At 71.3% G+C, this 23,537-nt stretch carries 19 protein-coding genes and 4 pseudogenes; 11 read left to right on the top strand and 12 right to left on the bottom strand.

From position 1 onward, the window contains the following. Positions 1-44: 44 nt before the first annotated feature. Positions 45-1,433 (top strand): annotated as a pseudogene (locus ACRQ5B_RS01580) (PhoH family protein); the annotation flags it as partial. Positions 1,434-1,854: 421 nt separating this feature from the next. Here the strand turns inward: ACRQ5B_RS01580 and ACRQ5B_RS01575 are convergent. Beyond that, positions 1,855-2,502: a GNAT family N-acetyltransferase gene (locus ACRQ5B_RS01575; RefSeq protein WP_432396265.1), complete on the bottom strand. Its 648-nt coding sequence runs from the start codon at positions 2,500-2,502 to the stop codon at positions 1,855-1,857. Positions 2,503-2,596: 94 nt separating this feature from the next. Here ACRQ5B_RS01575 and ACRQ5B_RS01570 point away from each other — a divergent pair, with 94 nt between their 5' ends. Both ACRQ5B_RS01570 and ACRQ5B_RS01565 read left to right on the top strand, forming a co-directional pair. After that, positions 2,597-3,142 carry a prepilin peptidase gene (locus ACRQ5B_RS01570; RefSeq protein ID WP_432396262.1) on the top strand — a complete coding sequence of 182 codons (546 nt, stop codon included), beginning with the start codon at positions 2,597-2,599 and terminating at the stop codon, positions 3,140-3,142. Between the two features lie 10 nt (positions 3,143-3,152). Beyond that, positions 3,153-3,623, top strand: coding sequence for an NUDIX hydrolase (locus tag ACRQ5B_RS01565; RefSeq protein WP_432396259.1), 471 nt, complete (start codon positions 3,153-3,155; stop codon positions 3,621-3,623). A 127-nt stretch (positions 3,624-3,750) separates the two neighbouring features. On the opposite strand, the gene ACRQ5B_RS01560 is transcribed toward ACRQ5B_RS01565, so the two are convergent. From ACRQ5B_RS01560 to ACRQ5B_RS01545, 4 genes and pseudogenes are all read right to left on the bottom strand, one after another. Beyond that, positions 3,751-4,008, bottom strand: a complete 258-nt coding sequence (locus ACRQ5B_RS01560) for a hypothetical protein (protein ID WP_432398663.1) — start codon at positions 4,006-4,008, stop codon at positions 3,751-3,753. A gap of 192 nt (positions 4,009-4,200) precedes the next feature. Then, positions 4,201-5,132: pseudogene (locus ACRQ5B_RS01555) on the bottom strand (class II fumarate hydratase); the annotation flags it as partial. A 137-nt stretch (positions 5,133-5,269) separates the two neighbouring features. After that, positions 5,270-5,884, bottom strand: a complete 615-nt coding sequence (locus tag ACRQ5B_RS01550; protein WP_412882428.1) for a carbonic anhydrase — start codon at positions 5,882-5,884, stop codon at positions 5,270-5,272. A gap of 10 nt (positions 5,885-5,894) precedes the next feature. Continuing rightward, positions 5,895-6,554: a DUF4245 domain-containing protein gene (locus tag ACRQ5B_RS01545; RefSeq protein ID WP_432396255.1), complete on the bottom strand. Its 660-nt coding sequence runs from the start codon at positions 6,552-6,554 to the stop codon at positions 5,895-5,897. A gap of 229 nt (positions 6,555-6,783) precedes the next feature. Here ACRQ5B_RS01545 and glpX point away from each other — a divergent pair, with 229 nt between their 5' ends. After that, positions 6,784-7,821, top strand: coding sequence for a class II fructose-bisphosphatase (gene glpX, locus ACRQ5B_RS01540; protein WP_290258543.1), 1,038 nt, complete (start codon positions 6,784-6,786; stop codon positions 7,819-7,821). A gap of 78 nt (positions 7,822-7,899) precedes the next feature. Next, positions 7,900-8,868, top strand: a complete 969-nt coding sequence (galE, locus tag ACRQ5B_RS01535; protein WP_432396251.1) for a UDP-glucose 4-epimerase GalE — start codon at positions 7,900-7,902, stop codon at positions 8,866-8,868. Between the two features lie 100 nt (positions 8,869-8,968). Here the strand turns inward: galE and ACRQ5B_RS01530 are convergent, their stop codons facing one another. The 5 genes and pseudogenes from ACRQ5B_RS01530 to ACRQ5B_RS01510 form a co-directional block, all read right to left on the bottom strand. Then, complete coding sequence (locus tag ACRQ5B_RS01530) at positions 8,969-9,928, bottom strand: lipid II:glycine glycyltransferase FemX (protein WP_432396248.1); 960 nt, start codon at positions 9,926-9,928, stop codon at positions 8,969-8,971. A 2-nt stretch (positions 9,929-9,930) separates the two neighbouring features. Continuing rightward, positions 9,931-11,184, bottom strand: a complete 1,254-nt coding sequence (gene manA / locus ACRQ5B_RS01525) for a mannose-6-phosphate isomerase, class I (protein WP_432396245.1) — start codon at positions 11,182-11,184, stop codon at positions 9,931-9,933. An 11-nt stretch (positions 11,185-11,195) separates the two neighbouring features. After that, positions 11,196-12,867, bottom strand: a pseudogene (locus tag ACRQ5B_RS01520) (LCP family protein). A gap of 11 nt (positions 12,868-12,878) precedes the next feature. After that, a complete protein-coding gene (gene purE / locus ACRQ5B_RS01515) occupies positions 12,879-13,448 on the bottom strand; it encodes a 5-(carboxyamino)imidazole ribonucleotide mutase (RefSeq protein ID WP_400159308.1) in 570 nt (189 codons plus the stop codon). After that, a complete protein-coding gene (locus tag ACRQ5B_RS01510) occupies positions 13,445-14,590 on the bottom strand; it encodes a 5-(carboxyamino)imidazole ribonucleotide synthase (protein WP_432398661.1) in 1,146 nt (381 codons plus the stop codon). The genes purE and ACRQ5B_RS01510 overlap by 4 nt, the downstream gene beginning before the upstream one ends. 200 nt (positions 14,591-14,790) lie before the next feature. Here ACRQ5B_RS01510 and ACRQ5B_RS01505 point away from each other — a divergent pair, with 200 nt between their 5' ends. After that, a complete protein-coding gene (locus ACRQ5B_RS01505; RefSeq protein ID WP_432396241.1) occupies positions 14,791-15,351 on the top strand; it encodes a GtrA family protein in 561 nt (186 codons plus the stop codon). 38 nt (positions 15,352-15,389) lie between these two features. On the opposite strand, the gene ACRQ5B_RS01500 is transcribed toward ACRQ5B_RS01505, so the two are convergent. Beyond that, positions 15,390-16,139, bottom strand: a complete 750-nt coding sequence (locus tag ACRQ5B_RS01500) for a TIGR03089 family protein (RefSeq protein WP_432396239.1) — start codon at positions 16,137-16,139, stop codon at positions 15,390-15,392. A gap of 437 nt (positions 16,140-16,576) precedes the next feature. Here ACRQ5B_RS01500 and ACRQ5B_RS01495 point away from each other — a divergent pair, with 437 nt between their 5' ends. The 4 genes and pseudogenes from ACRQ5B_RS01495 to ACRQ5B_RS01480 all read left to right on the top strand — a co-directional run bounded on the left by ACRQ5B_RS01495 (position 16,577) and on the right by ACRQ5B_RS01480 (position 22,445). Beyond that, a complete protein-coding gene (locus ACRQ5B_RS01495; RefSeq protein WP_412882437.1) occupies positions 16,577-17,122 on the top strand; it encodes a WhiB family transcriptional regulator in 546 nt (181 codons plus the stop codon). Between the two features lie 29 nt (positions 17,123-17,151). After that, a pseudogene (locus ACRQ5B_RS01490) lies at positions 17,152-20,681 on the top strand (glycosyltransferase family 2 protein). Beyond that, complete coding sequence (locus tag ACRQ5B_RS01485) at positions 20,674-21,300, top strand: hypothetical protein (protein ID WP_432396236.1); 627 nt, start codon at positions 20,674-20,676, stop codon at positions 21,298-21,300. Before ACRQ5B_RS01490 ends, ACRQ5B_RS01485 begins: the two are co-directional and overlap by 8 nt. Next, positions 21,297-22,445, top strand: a complete 1,149-nt coding sequence (locus ACRQ5B_RS01480) for a DUF5719 family protein (RefSeq protein ID WP_432396233.1) — start codon at positions 21,297-21,299, stop codon at positions 22,443-22,445. Before ACRQ5B_RS01485 ends, ACRQ5B_RS01480 begins: the two co-directional genes overlap by 4 nt. Here ACRQ5B_RS01480 and ACRQ5B_RS01475 read toward each other — a convergent pair. Further along, entirely contained in the window at positions 22,442-22,942 is a 501-nt protein-coding gene (locus tag ACRQ5B_RS01475; RefSeq protein WP_412882440.1) for a metallopeptidase family protein, read from the bottom strand. The two genes, ACRQ5B_RS01480 and ACRQ5B_RS01475, sit on opposite strands and share 4 nt — an antisense overlap. Before the next feature lie 121 nt (positions 22,943-23,063). On the opposite strand from ACRQ5B_RS01475, the gene ACRQ5B_RS01470 reads away from it, so the two are divergent. After that, positions 23,064-23,471, top strand: coding sequence for a DUF3499 domain-containing protein (locus ACRQ5B_RS01470; protein ID WP_432396230.1), 408 nt, complete (start codon positions 23,064-23,066; stop codon positions 23,469-23,471). Positions 23,472-23,537 lie beyond the last annotated feature (66 nt).

Raw genomic sequence — 23,537 nt, 5'->3', positions numbered from 1 at the left:
ACCACTAACCTTTCCGGGCCTGGGGGCCCGGGGCTGGAGTCGATGTGGCTATTTCCGAAGCACTGCCCGCCGTCAGTTCCACCGAGGGCACGCAAGCTACCTCTCGCACCACGCGAGCCAAATCCACCGCCGGCGCGGCCGCCCCGCAGGGCGCGACCACCCGAAGCTACGTCATCGACACCTCCGTCCTGCTCTCGGATCCGCGGGCGCTGCTGCGCTTCGCCGAACACGAGGTGATCGTGCCGATCGTGGTGATCACGGAACTGGAAAGCAAACGGCACGACCCGGAACTGGGCTACTTCGCCCGCAAGGCCCTTCGCCTCCTCGACGACCTGCGGGTGGAGCACGGCGGACTGGACCGCCCGATTCCGCTGGGGGCCGACGGCGGCACCCTGATGGTGGAAATGAACCACATCTCCGCCGAGGTGCTTCCCGCCGGCTTCCGCGGCGGCGACAACGACAGCCGGATCCTGGCCGTCGCCAAGAACCTCTCCAACGAGGGCCGGGACGTCACCGTGGTGTCCAAGGACCTGCCGATGCGCGTCAAGGCCTCCGCCATGGGCCTGCTGGCCGACGAATACCGCAACGAGCTCGTCAAGGACTCCGGCTGGACCGGCCTCGCCGAGATCGACGCCGCCGAGGAGGACGTCGCCACCCTCTACGGCCACGAACCGGTCTTCATCCCCGCCGCCGGCGAACTGCCCGTCAACACCGGCCTGGTGCTGCTCTCCAGCCGCGGCTCGGCGCTGGGCCGGGTGGGCTCCGACAAGCAGGTCCGGCTGGTCAAGGGCGACCGGGACGTCTTCGGCCTGCACGGCCGCTCCGCCGAGCAGCGCCTCGCGATCGACCTGCTTTTGGACCCCTCCGTCGGGATCGTCTCCCTCGGCGGCCGTGCCGGCACCGGCAAGTCCGCCCTCGCGCTCTGCGCCGGCCTCGAAGCCGTCCTGGAGCGGCGGGAACACCGCAAGGTCATCGTCTTCCGCCCGCTCTACGCCGTCGGCGGCCAGGAACTGGGCTACCTGCCCGGCTCCGAGGCGGAGAAAATGAACCCGTGGGCCCAGGCGGTCTTCGACACCCTCGGTGCCCTGGTCAGCCAGGAAGTGGTCGAAGAGGTGATGGACCGCGGCATGCTCGAGGTCATGCCGCTCACCCACATCCGGGGCCGCTCCCTGCACGACGCGTTCGTGATCGTCGACGAGGCACAGTCGCTGGAGAAGAACGTCCTGCTCACGGTCATGAGCCGGATCGGCCAGAACTCCAAGATCGTCCTCACCCACGACGTCGCCCAACGCGACAACCTCCGCGTCGGCCGGCACGACGGCGTCGCCGCCGTCGTCGAGACCCTCAAGGGCCACCCGCTCTTCGGCCACATCACCCTCACCCGCTCCGAGCGCTCGCCCATCGCAGCCCTCGTAACGGACCTGCTCGAGGGGCTGAAATCTAGGTTCCGTCTGCGGGGGCCCGTGGCCCGGTTCGCCGGGCCACGGGCCCTTCGCCGTCGCTTAGACACGTCCCATTGGCCCCCGCCGGTCGCTGGGCGACCTCTGGGGGCCAATGTGCCGCGATGCGCGACTACGCGAAGAGCCCGCGGCGCGGCTCGTGCGTGCGTCGCCCAAGCGTCAGTGGGACGCCCGGATGCGTGGGTCGCTCACGCATCGCTGCGTTACCCCTGCGATCTCGTGCGTCCACCTCCCGCGCGGGGCTGCGGGGGCCCGCTAAGGAGCGCATCGCCGACCAGAACGGAGCGAAGGTCGCCCAGCGACCGCAGCGCAGCGACGGGAGGTGTCTAAGCGACGGCGGGGCGCCGCCGCCCCGCACCCGGACGGACCTCCAAAAGCCCGGGGAGCCCAGAGCCTAGGAGATGCCGAGGAACCGGGCGGTGGGTTCGTGGCCGTGGACCGTGAGGGTCCAGTCGGGGCGCTTGAAGGTTGCGGGGATGAGGCGGACGCGCTGGGAGTCCTGGAAGTCTCCTCCCCAGTTGACCCGGACGGTGCCGTTGAGTTCGTAGCCGAGCGAGCGGGAGACGCCCAGGGACTGCTGGTTCCAGGCGGCGGCCTCGGACTCGGCCACCTCGGCGCCCAGCCAGTCGAAGGCGTAGAGCGCGACCGCGGCGCGCATCTCCTTGCCGAAGCCCTGGCCGTGGACGCTGCGCTTCAGCCAGGAGCCGGTGCCGACGGTTTTCAGCGTGGCGAAGTCCTTGGCCGCGACGTCCTGGCAACCGATGAATTCGCCGTCGTGCCAGATGCCGAGCAGCATCGTCCATTCCTCCGGGGTCATGCCGGCCCGGCAGCGCCAGTACCACTTCGCCATGTTCGGGCCCAGTTCCTTGGCGGGCTTCTCGGCCCACGGCGAGCTGAACGGGTTCCGGCCCGGTTCGTGGACGCCGGAGAGGGCCGCGTCGACGGCGGCCGGGATGTCGGCGTCCTGGATGGGGCGCAGGGTCAGGCGCGGAGTGTGGAGGCTCAGGGCGAAGGGCGGCCAGAAGGCGGCGGAATCGGTCATCGGGGAAGCCTACCCACGCCCGCGGAGTCACACCAGTCACACCGATGCGCCGCGCCCGCCGCGTCCGCCGGGCAGCATCGAGTAGCATCCGAGGGTGATCCAACGACTGGGCGAGCTGGGAGCGACGGCGCCGGCCTTCTGGCTGGCGGCCCTGGCATGCCTCTATTTCCTGGTCCTGGCGGTGCGGCTGACCGTGATCGACGTCCGCCACCACCTGCTGCCCAACCGCATCGTCTTCCCCGCCTACCCGGTGGCCGGGGTGCTGCTGCTGGGCGCGGCGCTGCTGGCGGCAATGACCGGGCACGACGGCGGAACCGCCGCCGCCCTGTTCGGCGTTCCGGGCCTGCGGGTCCTGGCCGGCGCGGCCGCGCTGTGGCTCTTCTACTTCCTGTTGCGCGCCGTATACCCGGCCGGGATGGGCTTCGGGGACGTGAAGCTGGCCGGGGTCCTCGGCCTGTATTTAGGCTTCCTCGGCTGGGGACACCTGTTCGCCGCCACCTTCGCGGCCTTCCTCTTCGGCGGGCTCTGGGGCGTGGCCCTGCTGGCCTCCCGGCGCGGGACCCTGAAGTCGGACATCCCCTTCGGACCCTTCATGCTGGCCGGCGCCGCGGCCGCCATGCTGCTCCTGCCCGCAGGATAGGCTGGCAGGCATGGCCACCCCCGACTTCATCCTGACCCTGCGCGAAAAAGTCGGCCACGACATGCTGTGGATTCCCGGCGCCCGCGCGGTGGTGTTCGACGACGCCGGCCGGGTGCTGCTGGGCCAGCGCGCGGACAACGGCCGCTGGGGCCTGATCACTGGCATCCTGGAACCCGGCGAGGAACCGGCGCCCGGGATGCTCCGCGAGGTGTTGGAGGAAACCGGCGTCGTGGCCGAGGCCGAGCGGCTGGTCTCGGTGGACACCGTGGGTCCGACGGTCTACCCGAACGGGGACAGCTGCCACTTCCTGACCCTGGTCTTCCGCTGCCGCTACGTCTCCGGGGAGGCCCGGGTCAACGACGACGAGTCCCTCGCCGTGGGCTGGTTCCATGCGGGGGACTTCCCGGAGCTGCTGCCGGGACACCTGGAAGACATCGAGCGGGCCCGCGAGGCCGACGGCGCCGCGCATTTCCGCCGGTAGATCCCTTTCGCCGCTCGATCCGAGCGCTGCAGACAACGAAAAACGACGGCGGCCGGCACCTTCGCGAAAAGGTGCCGGCCGCCGTCGTCGTTCTGCCCCTGCGGGGCCCTGTTGCTGGCCCTGGGCCCTAAGCCTTGTGCGGCGGACGGGTCATGGACATGACGTCCAGGGCGGTGTCCAGCTGCTCCTCAGTCAGTTCGCCGCGCTCCAGGAAGCCCATGGCCACGACGGTCTCGCGGATGGTCAGGCCCTCGGCGACGGCCTTCTTGGCGATCTTGGCGGCGTTCTCGTAGCCGATGAACTTGTTCAGCGGGGTCACGATCGAGGGGGAGGCCTCGGCCAGGAAGCGGGCACGCTCGACGTTGGCGGTGATGCCGTCGATCATCTTGTCGGCCATGACGCGGCTGGTGTTGGCCAGCAGGCGGACGGACTCGAGCAGGTTGGCGGCCATGACGGGGATGCCCACGTTGAGCTCGAAGGCGCCGTTGGTGCCGGACCAGGCGATGGCGGTGTCGTTGCCGATGACCTGAGCGGCGACCATGATGGAGGCCTCACAGATGACCGGGTTGACCTTGCCCGGCATGATCGAGGAGCCCGGCTGCAGGTCCGGGATGGCGATTTCGCCGAGGCCGGTGTTGGGGCCGGAACCCATCCAGCGCAGGTCGTTGTTGATCTTCATGAAGGAGATCGCGATGTTGCGCAGCTGGCTAGAGGCCTCGATCAGGCCGTCACGGTTGGCCTGGGCCTCGAAGTGGTCGCGGGCCTCGGTCAGCGGCAGGCCGGTGTCCGCGGCGAGCAGCTCGATCACGCGCTCCGGGAAGCCTGCCGGGGTGTTGATGCCGGTGCCGACGGCGGTGCCGCCCAGGGGGACCTCGGCGACGCGGGGAGGGAGGCGTTGATCCGCTCGATGCCGTAACGGACCTGCGCGGCGTAACCGCCGAACTCCTGGCCCAGGGTGACGGGGGTGGCGTCCATCAGGTGGGTGCGGCCGGACTTCACGACGTCCTTGAACTCGACCGACTTCCGCTCCAGCGACTCGGCCAGGTAGCCCAGGGCCGGGATCAGGTCGTTGATCAGCGCGGAGGTTGCGGCGACGTGGACCGAGGTGGGGAACACGTCGTTGGAGGACTGCGAGGCGTTGACGTGGTCATTCGGGTGAACCACCTTGTCGCTGCCGCCGGCCTTCAGCGCGCGGGAGGCGAGCTCGGCGATGACCTCGTTGGTGTTCATGTTCGAGGAGGTACCGGACCCGGTCTGGAACACGTCGATCGGGAAGTGGCCGTCGTACTTGCCCGCGGCGACCTCATCGGCGGCGTCGGCGATCGCCTGGGCCAGCTCGCCGTCGAGCACCCCCAGCTCCGCGTTGGCCTGCGCCGCTGCCTTCTTGACCCGGGCGAGGGCCTCGATGTGGGCGCGCTCCAAGGTCTTGCCGGAGATCGGGAAGTTTTCGACTGCACGCTGCGTCTGCGCACGGTACAGGGCGTTGGCCGGGACGCGGACCTCGCCCATCGTGTCGTGCTCGATGCGGAATTCTTCGTTGGTCAAATCTGCTGTGGAAGTCATGGGGCTAGCTTATTGGGCCGGGGCGCCGCTTCGAAAACCGTGAACCGGCGCCACCGGACCCCATGACATGCAGGCGGAGGACCCTAGAGCTCGCCGATCCCGGAGACGCGGTCGGCCCGGCCCTCGGCGAGGCGGTAGGTCACGCCCAGCACCGCGGTGCTGCCGTTGGCGACGGCGTCGGAAATGGTGCGCGAGCTGTCGACCAGCCGCTGGGCGATCTGCTTGACGTTTTCCTCGACCATGTCGTTGACCTCGGTGCGGTCGTTGCGCAACGAGGTCAGGACGGCCGGGGTGATGCGCTCGACCAGGCTGCGGACGAAGCCGCCGGGCATTTCGCCCGACTCGACGGCGTCCTTGGTGGCGATGACGGCGCCGCAGCTGTCGTGGCCCAGGACCACGATCAGCGGCACGCCGAGCACGCCGATGCTGTACTCGAGCGAGCCGAGGACGGCGTCGTCGATCACCTGGCCGGCGGTGCGGACGACAAAAGCGTCCCCGAGGCCCAGGTCGAAGATGATCTCGGCGGCGAGCCGGGAGTCGGCGCAGCCGAAGATGACGGCGAACGGGTTCTGGTTCTCCACCAGGGAGGACCGGCGCGAGGCGTCCTGGTTCGGGTGCGAGGATTCACCGGCAACGAAGCGCTGGTTGCCTTCCTGCAGGCGGCGCCAGGCGAGGGCGGGAGTCAGTTGAGTAGTCACCCTGCTTACTTTACGTCGAGGGTGCCGCCGTCGCAGAAACTGTTGCGGCGGGGTTGCTGTCCAGCGCCGCGACCACGGCCGCGCCCAGGGTGGAGAACTCGGCCAGGGAGGCCGGGCCGCTGAGCACCACGGTGGTGCCGCCGTAGTTCAGGACCATGCTCTTCTCGCCCTTGCCGGTGTCACGCAGTTCCCAGTCCTTGCCGCCGGCGTTCCGGGTGCCGGTCACCGGGGCGCTCTTCGTCTGGTCCCGCAGCCAGGTGGGATTGGACTGCTTGGTCTGGACCAGGCCGATGAAGGAGTCCTTGGGCGTCAGGTAGCCGACCTCCCAGGTGGCGACGCCGGTGGCGATGCCGGACTCCCAGCGGGCGTAATTGGCCCGGTACCCGTCGCCGGCCTGCGGGGCGACCGGTGTGAATCCTGCCACTCCCGCGGCGTTGGCGGCGATGCCGGCAACGTCGATGCTGGGACGGTAGCCGTCGCTCTTGGGCGCCGGGTTCATCAGCACCACCGGAAGGAACGCCGCGATGCTCAGCACCAGGGCGATGATCATGCCGATCACCGACGCGTTGGCCCGTTTCGCCGCGGCGGCGCGGATGACGGGTTTGACGGGCTGGTCCGCCGGGGCCGGCGTTCGGGGCGCCTCGGACGGCGTTTCCTGCAATTCGTTCACCCTTCTATAGTCGCCCATGGCGCACCGATCTCCCATTCCGCGGCGGCCCTCCGGCGGCCCCGGGGCGGGACCCTGCCGGGACCGTCCCGGGCCGCGGGAACAGGAAAGGGTCCGTCATCCACTGACCGATGGACGCGCCGGTGACTATGATCGGTAAGAGACGAACGACCGTTGCGGCCGCCACCCGGCCGGGCGGGTTCGATGATTGCCACTCGAAGAAGAGGTTCACGTGTCACCTGCGTCCATCACCCAGCAGTACTCCACGCTTTCCCCGTCGCTTGCCGTCGGCATCGACGAGCCTGACCGCAACCTTGCCCTGGAACTGGTCCGCGTCACCGAAGCCGCGGCCATCGCCGGCGGCCACTGGGTGGGCTTCGGCGACAAGAACAAGGCCGACGGCGCCGCCGTCGACGCCATGCGCTCCTTCCTCCAGACCGTCCACTTCAACGGCGTCGTGGTCATCGGTGAGGGCGAAAAGGACGAGGCCCCGATGCTGTTCAACGGCGAACGCGTCGGCGACGGCACCGGCCCCGAGGTCGACGTCGCCGTCGACCCGATCGACGGCACCCGGTTGACCGCCCTCGGCATCAACAACGCCCTGGCCGTCCTGGCCGTCGCCGAGCGCGGCTCCATGTTCGACCCGTCCGCCGTCTTCTACATGGAGAAGCTCGTGACCGGCCCCGAGGCCGCCGACATGGTGGACCTGCGCCTGCCGGTCAAGCAGAACCTGCACCTGATCGCCAAGGCCAAGGGCGTCAAGGTCAACCAGCTCAACGTCATGATCCTGGACCGCGACCGGCACCGCCCGCTGGTGGACGAGATCCGCGAGGCCGGCGCGCGTACGAAGTTCATCATGGACGGCGACGTCGCCGGCGCCATCGCCGCGGCCCGCTCCGGCACCGGCGTCGACGCCCTGATGGGCATCGGCGGCACCCCCGAAGGCATCGTCGCGGCCTGCGCGATCAAGTCCCTTGGCGGCGTCATTCAGGGCCGCCTCTGGCCCACCAGCGACGAGGAAAAGCAGAAGGCAATCGACGCCGGCCACGACCTGGACCGGGTGCTCTCCACCAACGACCTCGTCTCCAGCGACAACTGCTACTTCGCCGCCACCGGCATCACCGACGGCGACCTGCTCAAGGGCGTGCGCTACTCCAAGGACAAGGTCCTCACCCAGTCCATCGTGATGCGCTCCAAGTCCGGCACCATCCGCTTCGTCGACGGCGAGCACCAGGCCAGCAAGTGGGAGGGCTACGCCCGCAAGCACTAGCGGCCACCCGCCCCGTCAATTCCTGATCCCGGTACGCGCCCGCGTGCCGGGATCAGCTTACCCCGATAGGGTGGTGCCATGACTTGGCTTGTAACCGGCGGTGCAGGATATATCGGCTCCCACGTGGTCGCGGCGTTGCGCGCGGCCTCGATCCCTTCCCTGGTGGTGGACTCGCTCTCCAGCGGCCACCGCGAATTCGTCCCGGAGGACGTGCCGTTCCTGCACGCCAGCATCCTGGACACCGAGGTGGTGGCCCGCAGCATGGTGGACCACGGCGTCACCGGCGTCATCCACCTGGCCGGCTTCAAGTACGCCGGCGTCTCGGTGCAGGAACCCCTGCTCACCTACGAACAGAACGTCACCGGCACGGCCAACCTGCTCAAGGCGATGGAACTGGCCGACGTCGACAAGCTGGTGTTCTCCTCCTCCGCCGCCACCTACGGCACGCCGCGGGTGGACATCGTCACGGAGGACACGGCCACCTCACCCGAGTCCCCGTACGGCGAGAGCAAGCTGATCGGCGAGTGGCTGATCCGGGATCAGGGCGTGGCCCGGGGCCTGAAGCACACCTCGCTGCGCTACTTCAACGTGGTGGGCTCCGGCTCGCCCGAGCTCTACGACACGAGCCCCCACAATCTGTTCCCGATCGTTCTCCGGGCGCTGACCTCGGGCAAGACGCCGAAGATCAACGGCACCGACTACAACACCGAGGACGGCACCTGCGTCCGCGACTACGTGCACGTCGCCGACCTCGCCGCCTCCCACGTCGCCGCCGCCCAGGCCCTGGCCGCCGGCAAGCCGCTGGAGCGGGTCTACAACCTGGGCTCCGGCGACGGCCTGTCCGTGAAGCAGATCATGACCGCCATGGCCACCGTGACGGGCATCGACTTCGACCCGGAGATCGGCCCGCGCCGCCCCGGTGACCCGGACCGGATCGTGGCGGACGGCACCCGCGCCGCCCGGGACCTGGACTGGAAGATGCGGCACACCGTGGAGGACATGGTGGCCAGCGCCTACGAGGCGCAGAAGCGCGCGGGGGCTAAGTAACGGCGCCCTACGGCCTGGCGACACGCAAAAACGCCCGCGCCCCGGACATTCCGGGGGCGCGGGCGTTTTTGCGTGTCGGAGGGCAAACCCGCCGCCGGGGCTACTTCCGCAGCCGGTGGAGCAGCCCCTTCAGAACCTGGGCGCCCTTCCGGGCCAGCTGGTAGCCGCCGTAGCGCAGCTTGTTCACCGGCAGGTCCCAGGTGCCCGGGTAGGCAACCTCACGGCCGCCGAAGGACTTCTTGAAGGCCGTAAACCCGGCCCATTTATGACCGGGCTGGTCCGCCGGCGCGACGCCCCAGAGGTCCACGTGCCGCAGGCCCTTGTCCTTGGCGTCCGCCATCAGCGTCACCACCAGCGGGATGCCGGCGCTGAGCTTGCGGTGCGTGTCATCCAGCGCCGCGTGGGCGTAGGTGCGGGTGTCGGCCGAGTCATACGTCAGGGCCGCCGCGATCGGTGATCCCTCCAGCTCGGCGATAAACAGGGTCGCGGCGCCCGCGGGCATCAGCGTCCGTGCCACCTGCGTCAGGTACTCATCGCTCTGCGGCTTGAAGCCGTTGCGGGCGGCCGTCTGGTGCAGGAATCCGAGCAGGACGGAGATCTCGGCGGGGTCCTGGCTGGCCCGGAAGGTCACGCCCTTCTTGTGGATGTTGCGGTAGAGGTTCCGGTTGACCGGCTTCATCCCGGCCAGGACCTCCTTGAAGTCCGGCTCAAGATCAACGATCCAGCTCAGCTCCGGCTGCAGGTTCGCCGGGGCCGGGCGCAGGCCGCGCGCGCGCAGGAGCGCGTCGGCCTCCGCGGCGGAGAACCCGGCGCTGACCGGCTCGACGCGGAGGAAGACCGCACCGGACGCCTTGGCGCGGGCCGTCAGCGAGGCCAGGGCGGCGTCGAAGGCGGGCACCGACACGGCCACGGGGCCGTAGGGGACGTACAGGAGCTTGCCGGCCGGGTTGCTTTCCTCGATGGCGAGGTAGCTCCAGCCGTCGCCCGATTCCTCGTGGACGGTGCGGCCCAGGTCGCGCTGGACGCGAGCCCAGTCCGGGCCCTGCAGGAAGTGGTCCATGATCAGGCCTTCATTCCGGTGGTCACGGCAAAGACGACGGCCGGTTCGGCGGTGTCCCCGGCCGGGTGTACGTTGACCGGCGCCTCGGCGGCGGGCACGAAGGCGCTGCCGCCGCGGTCCAGCCGGAGGTCGCCCTTCGGCGAGTCGAGCGTCACGGACCCGGCCACCACGATCAGCACCGCCGCGCCCGACTGGGCCAGCGGAACGGCCTCGCCGCCCGGGGCGAGTTCGATGCGCTGCAGCGCGAATTCCTCGAACGGCGGCCGGTACAGTTCCTGGCCCAGCATGGTCTGCTCGGCGTGCAGCTCCGGCACGCCCACGGCTTCGAAGGCGATGGTCTGCAGCAGCTCGGGCACGTCGACGAACTTGGGGGTCAGGCCGCCGCGCAGCACGTTGTCCGAGGAGGCCATCACCTCGATCCCGAGGCCGTGCAGGTAGGCGTGCACGTTGCCGGCAGGCAGGTAGACGGCCTCGCCGGGGGCCAGGGAGATCCGGTTCAGCAGCAGCGAGATCAGCACGCCGGGGTCGCCGGGGTATTCGGCGTTGAGAGTGCCGACGGTGTCGAGCGCGGCGGCGTCGGGACCCTCCGGGGTGCCGGCGGCCAGCAGTTCGACGACGGCGGCCGTCGCGACGGCCACCTCGTCGCCCCCGCCGATCAGCCGTTCGAACGCGGCGCGCAGGGCCTGGCCCTCCTCCGGTCGGCCGAGGTCCCCGACCAGCTGCGGCAGCAGGGCCGGGACCTCGCGGCCGACCTGCTCGAAGGCCCGGGCCAGGTCCTCGAACACGGCGCGGGACGCGGCCGCCGGCCGGAAGCCGCAGAGCGCCTCGAACGGGGTGAGCGCGAAGATCATCTCCGGCTTGTGGTTGTCGTCCTTGTAGTTGCGGGTCGCGGCGGCACGGTCGACGCCGGCGGCCTCCTCGCGCGCAAAGCCTGACCGTGCCTGCTCCAGGGTGGGGTGCACCTGCAGGGAGAGCGGGTGGTCGGCGGCGAGGACCTTCAGCAGGAAGGGCAGCCGCGGGCCGAACGCGGCGACGCTCTCACTGCCCAGGAAGTGGGCCGGGTCGCCGGCGATCAGCGCGTCCAGTGCCAGCGGTGCGCCGTCGTCCGCTCCCGCCGCGGTGGAGGGGGAGTCCGGGTGTGCCCCGATCCACAGCTCGGCTTCCGGGCCGCCGGAGGCCGGGCGGCCCAGCAGGCCGGCGATCGCGGTGGGGGAGCCCCAGGCGTAGGGGCGGAGGACGTTTTCGAGTGCGTACATGGATCCTTATCCTAAAGCGGGGCGCACTGGCCGTTGGTGGCGACCAGGTTGCGGATCGACTGCTCGTCGCCCTGGCGCTTGAAGTCGTTGAGCATCTCCTCGGTGATGGGTTCACCGTCCGGCGTCGTGGTCACCGGGGTGAAATCCGAGGACGACGGCGATGGCGCCGGCGACGTTCCGGGCACCGTGCGGAGGTGCGGTCGCAGCCGACAGCCCGGACATGGTTCCGGCGGCGGAGAGCGGGCCGGGGAGCGCGGCCGGGCGCAGCAGCTCATCGGTGCCGGCGGCCGCCTGCGGGGCCGGGCCAAGGAGCTTGTCCACGGCCTGGTGGATCCGGTCGAAGTCCGGGACGGTGGAGAAGTAGGCCTCGAAGTCCGGCGGCCCGATGGTCAGGCGGCGGACCGGCTGGCCCTTGGACTTCATGGCGAGGTCCACGAAACTGCCCAGCTGCCCGGCGGAGACGTTGGAGTCCACCACCTTGGTGCCCGCCTTGACGATGTCTTCGAACTTTGTCAGCAGGGTGCCCGGGTCGAGCTGCTTGAGCATGGCCTGCTGGACGCACTGCTGCCGGGCGATGCGGGCGTAGTCGTCGACGAATTCGCGGGAACGGCCGTACCAGAGGGCGTGGTAGCCGTCCAGGGTGTTGTCCCCGGCGGGGATCCAGCCCAGCGGCATGCCGTGGATGCCGTTGGCCTCGTCGATGGTCTCGCCGCTGATCGGCACCCAGCCGCCGGCCTTAATCCGGATCCCGCCCATCGCGTCGATGAGCTTGGCGAAGCCGTCCATGTCCACCAGGACGTAGGCCTGGACCTTGATGCCCAGCGTGCCGGAGACGGCCTCAAGCGTGGCCTGCGCCCCGGGATCCTCGACGCCGGGGTAGAGGTCCTGGTGCTCGTTGGTGACCTCGGTGTTGATCGCGTTGATCAGGCACTCGTCGCCGCAGTTATAGCCGTCCGGGTAGATCTTCCGCATCGGCGAATCGTCGCTGAACCGGGCGTTTTGCAGGTTGCGGGGGATCGAGATGATCGCAGAGGCGCCGGTCTTGGCATCCACGCTGATCACCGAGAGGCTGTCCGGGCGGCGGCCGGTCCGGTCCGCACCGGCGTCGCCGCCCATCATGAGGAAGTTGTAGCGGCCCTCGGAGGGCTCCATCGCGGGGCCGTCGGCGAAGATGGTGCCGATCGCCTCGCGGCCGACATTCAACAGGTAGGCGGTGTAGCCGAGCCCGCCGGCGCTAAGAACCATCGCGACGACCAGGCCGAGGACGACGGCGGCGCGGGTGCGGGCCGCGGGCAGCAGCACCGGCCGGATCAGCCGGAGCGTGTTCAGGAAAAGGGCCGCCCAGCCGATGGCGAGGGCCGCGAGCACGACCACGAGGATCAGCGAGGTGACCGGGTTGGCGACGAGGTTGATCAGCGTGGGCCGTGCGACGGCCAGCAGGATCAGCCCCAGCAGCACCAAGGCCCAGACGGTGAGGGTGACGCGCAAGGCGGCGCGTCCCAGCCGCCGGTCGCCGGCCACCAGCCGTGCGCTGCCGGGAACCAGGAGGGTCAGCAGGATCAGCAGGATCCCGCGGCGAATCAGGGTGGCGGGCGCGGCTCCCCGCGGATACCGGACAGGGTCCGTTAGACGGGTCCGCCCGGGCCGGTCAGTGTCCGGCGCGCCGGCGGATCCTTCGCTCATGGTGGGAATCCTTACCGGCCGCCCCGCGGTTCGGTGTTCTCGGCGGAGAACACCTCGGCCACCTTGGCGCGCAGGCTGGCGCCCTTGGCGGTGGCGGCGTCGTTGAGGTCCTGGGCGAAGCGCAGCAGCTCGGCGCGCAGCTCGGCGGCGAACGCGTCCGTCCCGGCGGCCAGCATGCGCACGGCCAGCAGGCCGGCGTTGCGGGCGCCGCCGATGGAGACGGTGGCCACCGGCACGCCGGCGGGCATCTGCACGATCGAGAGGAGCGAATCCATGCCGTCGAGGGTCTTCAGCGGCACGGGCACCCCGATCACCGGCAAAGGGGTCACCGAGGCGAGCATCCCGGGCAGGTGGGCCGCGCCGCCGGCGCCGGCGATGATGACCCGGATGCCGCGCTCGTGGGCGGTCTGCCCGTAGCGGATCATCTCGGTGGGCATCCGGTGGGCGGAGACGACGTCGGCCTCGAAGGGGATGCCGAACTCGGCCAGCGCCTCGGCGGCGGCCTCCATGACCGGCCAGTCCGAGTCGGAGCCCATGACGAGCCCGACGAGCGGGGCGGCGGTGGTGTCAGTGGTGGTCATTCGGTCTCCCCGGTGGTCTCGGGCGCGGCGGCCTGGGGCCGGCCGTCCCGGATGATGGCGGCGACAGCGCCGGCGCGCTGCCGGACGGAGTCGACGTCGGCGGTGGAGCCGCCGACAAGGTTGACGTGGCCGATCTTCCGGCCCGGCCGCACGGCCTTGCCATAGCTGTGGACCTTGGCGGCCGGCTCGGTGGCCAGCGCCGCGGGGTAGGCCGAGTAGAGGTTCTGGTTGGCGCCGCCGAGAAAGTTCTTCATGACCACCACCGGGCCCAGCAGGTCGGTGGCGCCCAGCGGCAGGTTCAGGATGGCGCGCAGGTGCTGTTCGAACTGGCTGGTGACGGAGCCGTCCTGGGTCCAGTGGCCGGTGTTGTGCGGGCGCATGGCCAGTTCGTTGATCAGGAAGCCGGAGCCGACGCCGGGGGTTTCGAACATCTCCACGGCCATGACGCCGGTGACGCCGAGTTCATTGGCGATCCGCACGGCGGCGTCTTCCGCCGCGGCGGCGACCTCCAGCGGGATGTCCAGGGCGGGGGCGATCACCTCGTCGCAGACGCCGTCGACCTGGATGGTGTGCACAACGGGCCAGGCACGGCATTCGCCGTCCGGGGTGCGGGCCACCATGGCGGAGAGTTCGCGGCTGAACTCGACCTTGGCCTCGGCCAGCAGCGGGGACATCGACTCGAACCAGTCGGCCGACGCGGCGGCGTCCACGGCCGAAGCGATGACGCGCACGCCCTTGCCGTCGTAGCCGCCACGCGGGGTCTTCAGCACCACGGGCCAGCCGGCGTCGTCGCCGAACGCGACGAGGGCGTCGACGTCGTCCACCGCGGCCCAGCGCGGGTTCGGCAGCTCCAGCCGGTCGATCGCGGCGCGCATCACGAGCTTGTCCTGGGCATTGACCAGGGCGTCGGGGCCCGGGTGGACGTTGACGCCGGCATCGATCAGGGCACGCAGGTGCTCGGTGGGCACGTGCTCGTGGTCGAAGGTGAGGACGTCGAGCCCGCGGGAGAACTCCAGCAGGTGGTCCAGGTCCTTGTAGTCACCGACCGGGGCTTTCGCCACCGCGGCCACCGCGGAGACGTCCTCAGCCTCGGCCAGGACACGGAGTTCGAAGCCGAGAGCGGTCGCGGCTGGGGCCATCATGCGGGCTAGTTGGCCGCCGCCAACCACGCCGATTACTGGAAAAGTCACATCGACCAGCCTACCGAACCCGGCGCCGGACGAGGCCCCGGACCCGTGATTTGGGCCGGTGAGTCCCCGCGGCGGGGCAATCTCCGGGGAAACGGCGCTAAAATAGGCCGTCGGCCACCCGGCCCCACAGACAGCAACGCCCTCGGAGGGTCATGATCACCACACTTGCAGACCGGATCCGCGGGCTCGCCTCGCTCTTTTGGCGCGAAGTAGCGAAGTTCGGAGCCGTCGGCGGTGTCGCCTTTGTCATCGACAACGGCCTGACCTACTACCTGATGCACGGCCCCATGTCCGACAGCGAGGCCAAGGCCCGCTTCGTCGGGGCCACCGTGGCCACCATCTTCTCCTGGATCGCCAACCGCTTCTGGACCTTCCGGCACCGCCGCCAGGCCAACGTGCTGCGCGAGTTTGTGATGTTCGTGCTGATCAACGGCATCGGCATTGGCATCTCCACCGGCCTGACCGCCCTCGCCAAGTACGGCATGGGCATCACCGACAAGAACATGCTGTTCCTGGCCGGCGTCGTCGGCATCCTGGTCGCAACCGTCGTGCGCTTCTTCGCCTACCGGTTCCTGGTGTTCAACAAGGAACTCGACGACGAACCGGAGTTCTCCGGCGACCACGAGATCATCGAACGCCACCCGCACGCCGCCGGTACGTTGCCGGCCGGCAGGGAAACCGGAACCCCGGGCGCGACGCCGGACCGCCGCTAGGCCCCGCAGGCCTGCTTCGCAGGGCAGGCCGTAACGGGTCAGCGGTGACTGATCCGTTCGTCGCCCAGCAGCCGCTCGGTCAGGGCGACGTCCGGGTGCACCAGCACCACGGAGCCGTCGCGGGACCAGGCCCACAGCGCCCGTGACAGCGCAGCCTCCAGGCCGTCCCCGGCCCGCACCAGCAACCGCGGCGCCGCAGCGCCGTCATTAGCGCCGTCGTCCGCACCGCCGTCGTCCGCAACCCCGCGCAGCGCCCCAAAGTCCTCGATCAGCCGGCCGTGCGGATGGTCGACGCCGGCGGCGTCCCGCAGCGCGGTTCGGTCCGGCTCCGGGTCAACGTAGGGCATGAAGAAGTCGCCGTGGCTGCGGACCTCCGCCGAGTAGTCGAGGACGCCGCTGGGGAGTTCGCCCGGCCAGCGCATCGCCAGGGCCGGCAGCGCCACGGCCAGCACGGCGTCGGCTCCGCCGGTGGTCGCGGCCGGGCCGGGATCCGCCGTGGCGAGCAGTTCGGCGTCGCCGTCCGCCAGCACCACCTCCATCCCCAGCTGCCAGGCGGCCAAGGCCAGCACCAGGGATTTCCAGTGCGCCGGCAGGTCCAGCCGCAGTCGCGTCCCCGGTTCGGCGTCCAGTTCGTCCTGCAACAGGTTGCCGGTTTTCGCCACCCAGTTATCCAGGACCCGTCCGGAGAGCTCGACGCGCTCGGCGTCCGGTCCGTACCAGGTCAGGCGCGGGGCGGTGGACTGGCCGGAACGCAGGGCCGACATCAGGTCGGCGGCGGGGATGTTCATGGCGTTCATCTTGCCACGGTGGCCGCCGCACCCGCGTGGCGGTGCCCGGAGCTACCCCGGACATGCAGCAAGTGATCTCGGTCACGCCGCCCCGTGCCGGGTATATCGATGCCGTCATTTGAGTGGCCGCCGCGGGGAGGGGGATGCCACCGATCGTGCCGGAATATCGGCCGAAAGGGAGCAGAAATGGCCATTGAGCCCCCAAAAGTGGTCAGCATGCTTCCCATTTGGCGGGGACGGGCCGCAGGCCGCGCAAAAAATCACGGGCGTGGCGTGCCTCAGGAATTCCCAAGGAATTGATTATTATCCCTGCTGCCGCTTGACTCCCCGATACTTACACACGTGTAATTAGGTAACGAAAGCCACCGCACAACAGCCGGCGCTCAACCGAGTGTCCGTGGGTCAAGCAGGGGCTGCCAATCAGAGAGGGAACGCCAATGGGGCTTGCAGAGCGTATCCATGAAGAGGAAGTTGTCGCCGGCCAGGCGACGGCCAAATACCGTTCACGCGGGGTGCCGAGCGACTGGTACGTAGACCCGGCCGATCCGGAGGCCGCGGACCGCTACAACGGCCAGACCAAGGACGCGCTGGAGGACCAGGCCACTGCCTTCCTCGCAGCCCATGAGGCTCTCCATGCGGGGAACCCGGATCTCGACGACGATCCGCTGGACCCGCCCATGGAGGTGCAGGCCCCCGACGCCGGGACCGTCACCCAGGCGATCTGGATCGGCCTCCCCGCGCAGCAGGACTTCGACGACGAAGGCGAGCTGGGCTGGCAGACGGACGCGCTGTGCGCCCAGACGGACCCCGAGGCATTCTTCCCCGAAAAGGGCGGCTCCACCCGGGACGCCAAGAAGGTCTGCGGCGCGTGCAACGTCCGCTCGCAGTGCCTGGAGTACGCACTCTCCAATGACGAGCGTTTCGGCATCTGGGGCGGCCTCTCCGAGCGGGAACGCCGCAGGCTTAGGAAGCGGGCAGTCTAATTCTTCAAGAAGTACGAGTCACCGCCGTCGTGGTAGCCCACGACGGCGGCGACTCTCCCCAGAACCCTCGCGGCCCTGGCGGCGCAGACGCGCCCCGCGGACGCCGCGATCGGGGTCGACACCGGATCCCGCGACCATTCGGCGGCCCTGTTGGCGCAGGCGCTCGGTGCCGGCAACGTCACCGCCGTCGAACACTCCCGGACCGGTATGGGCGGAGCGGTGCAGGCCGGCCTGTCCGCCCTCGCCCCGCGCCGGGGAGGGCATGGCGGCCGACGCCGAATGGATCTGGCTGCTCCACGACGATGCCGCCCCGGCCCCCGGGGCCCTCGCGGAACTGTTGCACGCCGTCGAACGCGCGCCCTCGGTGACGGTGGCGGGCTGCAAGCAGCTCGACTGGCACTCCGAGCGGCGCCTGATCGACGTCGGACTCTCCATCAGCCGCTGGGCCGAGCGGCTCACCCTGATCGAGGCGGACGAGCTCGACCAGGGCCAGTACGACGGCCGCAGCGACACCTTCGCCGTCAACTCCGCCGGCATGCTGGTCCGCCGGGACGTCTGGGAGGAACTGGGCGGATTCGACCCCGCCCTGCCCGGAACCGGCGACGACGTCGACTTCTGCTGGCGCAACCGCCTGGCCGGCCACCGCGTGGTGGTGGTCCCGGCCGCGCGCATGTTCCATGTGGCGCACCGCCCGCACGGCCAGGGCACCCCCGCCGCCGCCCGAAAGGCCCAGGTCCACCTGCGGCTCAAGCACGCCTCGGCCTGGAAGGTGCCCCTGCATGCCATTGGCGCCCTGCTGGGAACCCTTTTCAAACTTGTCCTGAGCATCGCGCTCAAGGACCCCGGCCACGGCCTGGCCCAGCTGGTTGCCACCCTCGGCGCCCTCGCCCGGCCCGCCGCCGTTCTCCGCGGCCGCCGCAACGCCGCGCGCACCCGCCGGATCCGCCGCTCCGTGATCAAGGGCCTGCAAACCCACCGCCGCGAGGTCTGGGCCCACCGGCGCTCCCTGATCGAATCCCTCGGCTCCGACGAGGCCGAGGGTATTGCGGGCCATGACCCGCTGGGGGAGCAGCCCAGCGGCGACGCCGCCGACGACTTCGCCGCCCTTGCCGCTACGGACCGCGGCTGGGTGGGAGCCGGCGCGCTGCTGGCGGTGCTGCTCGCGGCCGCGGCCTCGGTTGCGGGGCTGCTGAACATCTTCCGGGCCGACGCCGTCACCGGCGGCGCCCTGATCCCGCTCTCCACCGGGCTGGGCAGGATCTGGGACCACGCCACCGGCTGGTGGGTGGAACTCGGCGCCGGGCTGCCCGGGCGCGGGGATCCCTTCGGCTTCGTGCTCTGGTTCCTGGGCGTCCTCGGCGCCGGGAACGCCAACGCCTCGGTCGTGTGGCTGCTGTTGCTGGCCATGCCGCTGGCCGCCTTGACGGCCTGGTTCGCTGCGGGGGCCCTGACCCGGCGGCGCCGGCTGCGGTTCATCGCCGCGCTGGCCTGGGCCGGCGCCCCGGCGCTGCAAGTCGCCCTGAACCAGGGCCGACTGGGTGCCCTGGTGGCCCACGTGATGCTGCCGTTGCTGGTCCTGGCGCTGCTGCGCGCCACCGGCACCGTCCCCGGCCGCGGCCGCTTCGCGGTGCCCGCGCCGGGGGAGCGCCGCTTCACCGAGAAGCCCCCCATCAAACCCGGCATCAACGGGACGCCGTCCTGGACCGCCGCGGCCGCCGCCGGGCTCGCCCTCGCGGCCGTCACCGCCGCCGCCCCCTCGCTCCTGTTGCCCGCCCTGGTCCTGATCGTCCTCGGCGCGGTCCTGCTGGGCCGCCGGGGACGCACGCTCTGGTGGTCGCTGCTTCCGAGCCTGGCGCTCTTCGTTCCGTTCGCCCTCTCCGCCCTGGACCGACCCCGCGCCCTGCTCGCCGACCCCGGCCTGCCGCTCGGCTTCGACGCCGCGCCGCTGTGGCAGCAGGCGCTCGGCCAGCCGCTGCGCTTCGACGCCGGCGCGGGCCTCTCCGGTCTATCCCTCTTCGGTCCCGGCCCCGTGCCGTGGGCGCTGCTGCTGGCCCTGCTCGCCGGGGTCCCCGTCCTGGTGCTGGCGCTCACCGCGCTGTTCCTCCCGGGCCGCCGCGGCACCGGCCGTCGGCCCCGCCTCGCGCGCAGCCTGTGGGCCGCGGCACTCTTGCTGCTGGCCGGAAGCTGGCTCGCCGGCCACCTCGCCGTTGCCGCCAGCGCCGAGGTCCTGGTGTCCCCGTTCTCCGGACCGGCCGTGTCCGCCGCCGCCTTCCTCCTGCTCGGCGCGGCGCTGCTCGGCGCCGAGGCCCTGCTGGACGCCGCGGCCGCAGCCCGCACCCGGCCCGTCACCGCCGAGGCAGAGGCGGGGACCGAGCCGGCCGCCGACACCGCACCAGACCGGCCCACCACCTCCCGGCCGCTTCCGGCCCGCGCATCCGCCGTCCCTGTCTTCCTGGTGAAGGGAGCCGCCGCGGCCGCCGTCGTGCTCCTGGTCGCCGGGCCGCTGGCCGGGCTCGCTGCGTGGTCCGCGCACAACGTACTGCAGACCACGGCCCCGTCTGCCACGGCACCGGCCGCCGGGGCGGCCCCCACCGGAGCCGCAGGAACCGATGCTCCGGCCGCGGGACCTGCCGCCGGCACCGACGCCGCGGATGCCGCCGCCGGTAACGGGGCGCTCGGCGTATCCCGGCTGCTCCAGCCGGGCCGGGCAACGGCGCTGCCCGCCACCGCAATCGACCGCGGCGAGGGTCCCGAACAGACCCGGACCCTGGTGATCTCCACGCAGGACAACGGCGGATTCGCCGCCTCGCTGATGCGCGGCTCCGGCACCACCCTGGACGCACTGTCCGCGATCGCCTCCGCCCGACCCGTGTTCGGGGCGCCGGGCGAGGAATCCGTCCGGCTGGACGACACCGTCAACGGCACGCTCCGCTCCGTGGTCGCCACCATCGTCGCCGGCCAGGGCGTGGATCCGCGCCAGCAGCTGGAGGAATTCGGCGTCGGCTTCGTGGTGCTTTCGGCCACGGACAGCTCCGCCCAGCTGACGGCCAGCCGGATGGACGCCGTCCCCGGCCTCGTCGCCGTCGGGCAGACCGACGTCGGCTGGCTGTGGCGCATCACCCCGCTGCACCGGAGCCAGCAGGGCCCCGCCGACGCCGCGGAGGTGGCACACCGGCTGCGGATCGTCGACGGCGCCGGCGCCACCACCGGCCTGCTGCCCGCCGGACCGCTCGGCGCCGACGCGCCCGTTCCGGACGGCCCCGAGGGCCGGCTGGTGGTCCTCAGCGAACGGGCCGACGCCGGATGGAGCGCCTTCCTGGACGGCAAACGGCTCACCGCCACCACCTCGGACTGGGCACAGGCCTTCACGCTGCCGGCCCGCGGCGGCCAGCTCAGCATCCGCTACGAGAACCCCTGGGCGCTCTGGACCGGCATCGGGCAGGCGGTCGTGATCGGCCTGACCGTGCTGCTGGCCATCCCCATGCCCGCCCGCCGCCGTAGTAATGCCGGCATCTCCCGGGACGAAGCGTCCCTGCGGAAGGAACACCAGCATGCCTGACGAACAGCACCGCGCCGCCCGGCCCGAAACCTCCGGCGAAGGGCGGGCGGACGGCAGACGGGACCGCAGCGCCCGCGGCAGGGAACGCCAGGGAAAAGAGCGCAAGTCCAAGGAATCCCGGCCCACTGATTCCCAACCCACTGATTCCCAACCCACTGGTTCCCAACCCACAGGGCAGCGGCTGAAGACACTGGCCCGCCCGCTGGGTGGAGTCCTCGCAGGCGTGGTCCTGATGGCCGCGGGCGGCGGCCTGGTGGCCGCCACGGCACTGGCACCCCGGACTTCCGGCAGCAGCCCGCTGACGGCACCCCAGGCCGCGGTTCCGGCCGGTAACCTCGTGGCCGTGTGCCCGGCACCGGCCCGGCTGCTCCAGGCCACCCCGGTGGGCACCGACCCGCAGTTCAGCCCCGAGTCGGCCACGGCCAAGAGCGCCGTCTCCGCCCTGGTCCTGGGCAACGGCTCCGGCGTGCTTCCCGGCAGCCGCCTCGCCGGCCTCACCGGCGGCCCCCTGGTGGAATTGGCCAAGGCCCCGGCCGCGCCCGCCAGCCCGGCTCCGGCCCCGCGACCACCCCGCCCGCCCCTCGCGCCGCCGTCGCCCAGCGCGGGATCGACGCCGTGAGCGTCCTCAGCGCGGACGCGTTCGGGGACCAGCAGCCCTCTGCCGCCGCCGCCATGAGCTACGCCGCGGACGACGGCGACCTCCGCGGCACCGCCGCCGCGGCCTGCCAGAATCCCGCCAACGATCTCTGGCTGGTAGGTGCGGACACCTCCCTGGGCCGGACCGCCGTGCTGAACCTGACCAACGCTTCCGGCACCCCGGCGACGGTCAACCTCGACCTCTTCGGCGCCAAGGGCGTCATCCAGGCCCCCGGCAGCCGCGGCCTGCTGGTGGCCCCCGGCGCCACCCGCTCGATCGTCCTGGCAGGCCTCGCGCCGGGACAGGACAGCCTGGCCGTGCGGGTGCGCAGCACCGGCGGCCCCGTGGCCGCAGTCATCCAGCAGAGCGTGCTCCGGGGACTGACGCCCGGCGGCGTCGACTTCATCACCCCCGGCACCGGCCCCGCCACCCGGCAGGCCGTCACCGGGCTGGACATCCAGGACCCTGCGGCCCTCGGCCCGCTCACGGCCAGGTCAGGCTTCGAGGACGCCGGGCCCGCACTCCAGATCGCCGTCCCCGGCGCCGCGGACGCCGTCGTGGAGGTCAAGATGTTCGGCCGGGACGGGCAGAAGCCGCTGCCCGGCGGCGGCGTCGTCACCGCCAAGGCCGGTTCCGTCACCACGGTCCCGCTCGTGGGGGTCCCGGCCGGTCATTACACCGTCTCGGCCAGCTCGGACGTCTCCTTCACGGTGGCCGCCCGCGTGACCCGCGGGCTCAAGGCCGAGGACCCCACGGATGTCGCCTGGGCGCCGTCCGCCATCCGGCTCGGCAGCCAGCATCTGGTGCCCGTCCCGGCGGCCGGCAGCCGCTTCCTGATGTTCGGCGCCCCGGACGGGCGGGCCACCATCTCCTACACACCGGTCACCGCGGACGGCAAGATCCGCAGCGTCACGACGGCGGATATCGCCGGCGGCACGACCGCGTCCGTGCAGATCCCCGCCGACGTGGAAGGCTCAGCGGTGGTGGGTTACCTGGTGTCCGCGGCGGGGGAGGCGGCGTACGGCGCGGTCCTGCTCGAACGCGACGGCAAGGCGGACGTGGCCACCGTGCCCGTGTCCCCGGGCGCGGCCGGCCAGGAAAAGGTCGCCGTTACCCTCGGCTACTAGTAGCGACGGCGGTAGACGGGGTCGAGCGTCTCGGGCGGAACACCCAGCATCTCGGCGGTGCGTTCGACGACGACGTCGTGCACCAGGTCCGCGAGTTCCTCCCGGCTCCCGCACGCCTGCTCCACCACGCGGCGGTAGAGCGTGATCACCGGGCCCTCGCCCGCCGTCGCCGGCGCGTAGGCACCCATCGGCGCGGGCGAGCCCTCGGCCACGAGCTGCTCCAGCTGCGGCGGGATGTCCTCAACAGCGAACCGGACCCCATCCAGCGGCTTGCCCCAGATGTCGTGGAGGCGCTGGGCTGAATCGAGGACGAAGTCGTCGAAGCGCTCCGCCCGGGTCCGGTACCCCGGCAGCGTGGGCATCAGCAGCTCACCGCGCAGGCCACGGCCATGGCGGTTCCTGCGGCGTTCGCGGAAGCCCCGGACACGGCCGCCCTCGGCGGCGCCGGGCTCCGTGAGCCGCACCGTAAAGCCGGAATCGTGGGGCAAAGACTGCATACCTCGACTCTAAACCCGGCGCCCTGATTCCGCGATATGACGGGCCGTACGCGGGCGCGGGCACCTCCTGCGGTGTTTCAATGCGGCCCCGGAACCGTACGGGGGAGTAGTCTGTGGTGTCGTGGGTGCAATTCGTCTCTGTTCAAGGTCCGCCTGCCGGAATTCGGCGGTGGCGACTTTGACGTACGTTTACGCCGACTCCACCGCCGTTCTCGGCCCGCTGGCCACCTACGCCGAACCGCACTGCTACGACCTCTGCGAACAACACGCCGGGTCCCTGACGGTGCCCCGCGGCTGGGAGGTCCTGCGCCTGGCCATGCCCGCGACGCCCGCCGGGCCCGGCCCCGACGACCTGCTGGCCCTGGCCCACGCCGTCCGTGAGGCCGCCGGACGCCCGGCCGCCACCGGCCCGGGTAACGACGCGGCCCAGGCCCCCGGGCAGCGGGCCAGCCATCCCGCCCTGGAGGCCCCGGCCACCCCGGAGGGCACCCGGCGCGGCCACCTGCGCGTCCTCCGCGAACCCTCCTAAGCCCCGAATCAGCGGTAGGCTGGGGAAGAACTTTCCGTAAGCCACCGGCGCCCGACGCGGCGCCCC

The organism is Pseudarthrobacter sp. L19 (assembly GCF_050859435.1).
Classification (GTDB): Bacteria; Actinomycetota; Actinomycetes; order Actinomycetales; family Micrococcaceae; genus Arthrobacter.
This window is presented reverse-complemented; position numbering and strand designations above follow the sequence as displayed.